This window comes from Nostoc sp. 106C, assembly GCF_002154725.1.
Lineage (GTDB): Bacteria > Cyanobacteriota > Cyanobacteriia > Cyanobacteriales > Nostocaceae > Aulosira.
Map to the genome: position 1 here is coordinate 1 of NZ_MTAW01000074.1, position 2761 is coordinate 2761.

1 protein-coding gene is annotated in these 2761 nt (G+C 41.0%); it reads right to left on the minus strand.

Annotated elements, in window-relative coordinates:
• Positions 1 to 239: 239 nt before the first annotated feature.
• Positions 240 to 1664, minus strand: a complete 1425-nt coding sequence (locus BV375_RS07240; protein ID WP_086758789.1) for a hypothetical protein — start codon at positions 1662 to 1664, stop codon at positions 240 to 242.
• Positions 1665 to 2761: the final 1097 nt, after the last annotated feature.

Sequence of the window (2761 nt, forward strand, 5' to 3'; positions counted from 1 at the left end):
ATTTGTCATTTGTCATTTGTCATTTGTCATTTGTCATTTGTCATTTGTCATTTGTTCTTTGTCCTCCTCATTCTCTTCCTTCTCGTCCTACCCTTTGGGAACGGCTTCGCCGAACGCGTCTTTTGCGGTTCGTTAGAAAAAGTAATTCACAACTCCAAACAAAAACCTTATCTCTCTTACCTTCTGCTACGCCACTTGCTTTAAGCCGGGAAACCCGGCCAACGCAGTTGCTCCTCTGCCTACTGCCTTCTGCCTTTTAAATAACGGCATAAACGCCGAGCTAAAAGACTACATAAAGGCTGATTACGTACTGGATTTTTCGCTTCAGATTCGGCTTCTTGGATGATGTTAGAAATCTGTTCCTCTAAAATCAATTTCAACTGTTGATCTAAACGTTGCAATCGTTCAAAATCTGTAAATTGTTGGGCGATTTCTAAAACGCGATCGCGTAAATTTAACAAGAGATTTTGGCGAATATCAGCACGCAATTCATTGAGCTTTAAAAACCGCGTTACCTCATATTGTTTTTTCATCCCAATTTGCGGAGCAATTTGGCTCATTGGTTGACCTTGGCAATGAAAAAGGTATAAAGCAGTGACAAATGATTGAGCAATTTCTTGATTAGTACGTTTGCGTTGCAGTTTATCTAAAGAAGTTTCTATAGCTTGAGAAATAGCTTTATCTAAAGATTCTAGAAATTCCTTTTGATATAACCGTATAAATTCAGTTGTTTCATCGTCAACTTGGGTAAGTTGCGTTGGCGCAGCCCGCCGCAGGCATCGCTCTATAATGGGTTGAATCTCTGGCCGATCATAAGGAAATGAGGCTACATAGCCTCCTTGAGCTGCAATTCGGTATTGTCTCAGCTTGCTTGCAATTGCTTGGAGTTGATTTAACACTGCTTCCTTGCTGATTGTGTGATTAGTTCGGCTTTGCAAGTCATTAACAATGCGAGTTAACTGTTCCGATGTGGGGATTTGACAGGGTTGCGTTACCCCAGGTAGCCTTTGTTGCAAGCGGTCTTCGCGGTAAACTGCGTGATAACTGATCAACAATTGGCAGACTTGCTCAATTTCCCCTGGCGTTAAATGATACATATCTGCAAGAATTCGTTGTAATTCTTTGGGATTTGTATCGTTCAACAGTGCCCAATCGCTAACCAAAAACACACCATGCTGGAGTAAAAACCGCTTGATTTCTGGGTTTTGTTTAACATAGCGACTTACCCATGTATTCAGCGAACCTTTAGCTGGGTCGAATGTTTTTAAGACTTTTGTCGCTAAAGATTGATAAGAAGATGTACTTGCTTTTGCTTTGGTTGAGGTTTCTAAAATTACTTGGTCATCTAAGACAAAGGGCAATAAATCCTTACACTTAAAACCGTGACGATTGCCAAATTTCATCGCCAAATCTAGGCAAACTTGATAGATTTGGGAAGATATGTAGCACCGCAGACAAATTTCAGCTAGGTTTGTTTCTTCAGTGTTAACTGCTTCAGCTTGTTGTATTTGTTGCCAAAGGTGGCGAGCGATCGCAGTATCAGAAAGCTCAACTCCATCTGTAAATTGTGTTTCAAAATAATTTTTAGCTGCAAGTATCATTTCTACCCGGCGCTTGCTCGTAGAGTCTAGCTTGACCAATTCCCAGAATTTTGCTGCTACCACGGTATTTTTACTGAATTTCAGCTAATCATTTTTAATTCTTTCACCTCCTTTGAGCAAAAGCAATTTGTTTAACGAAAAGCAGCAGGGAAGGGGAATCACCTCGACTTTGTATTAACTTTAATTCCTTATATTTCTGGCGAGGGGGAACTTATGCAAAATTTTTGGGATTAATTATGTCATTGCGAGTGGAACGGAGTGAAACGACGCAATCGCTGGGTTTGGGATTGCTACTCTGCGAGTTCTCCTTGGGAGTACCCTACGATCGCAATGACGGTACATGATATATAAACCCTGATGAATAGAATTTGCAGCTAAATAAAGTGCGATCACAGAACAATGTTGCAATAAAAAATGTTCGTAGTTGCGCTTTAGCGCCCTATCAATTAGAAATCTAATGCACAACTTTAGCCTAGACACACCACTACCAACTGGCGAGGGGTAACTTATGCAACATTAGTTCATTTATGTCAATTTGTTTGTAGTGCGTAGACGCAGAGCAACTTATCGTAGACACCACCAATCTTGTAAAGTAAAAACTCAAGAGCGATCGCGCCTGCCTTACCCTCAGTTCAAATTTACCCGCTTTCACAAGCGATCGCATTTAGACACATCTAAATATTGGCGTATCTGTAACCTTAATTCGATAAATTACCCAACTCCTGGGCAAAATAACTAGCAATTTAAATTTAACCAGTCGATGCAATGACATAACAGAGCGATGCAATGGCATAACAGAGCGATGCAATGGCATAACAGACCAATGTAATGGCATAACAGGGCAATGCGATCGCATTGTTACGCGATACAAGCAAATTGCCCGTAGCCAGTAGGGTATATTATTGCTGAGGATACGGCACTAGTAGTCTGCCAATTTTGTTTTGAGAGGTTTTTGGTAGTGCGGGCATCTTGCCCGCGTGAGCGAGACGCTCACACTACAGTCCATCGTTTTTATCTTGACAGACTACTAGTTCAGTTTAGTAATTTTGTAATTAATCTCGTAAAACCAAAAACTTCTTCTTAATCTCCCTTATCCCCCCTGCTCCCCCTGACAGGTGTAGGTATTTTACGCTGAGGACAAGTGTGAGTAATAGAAAGCA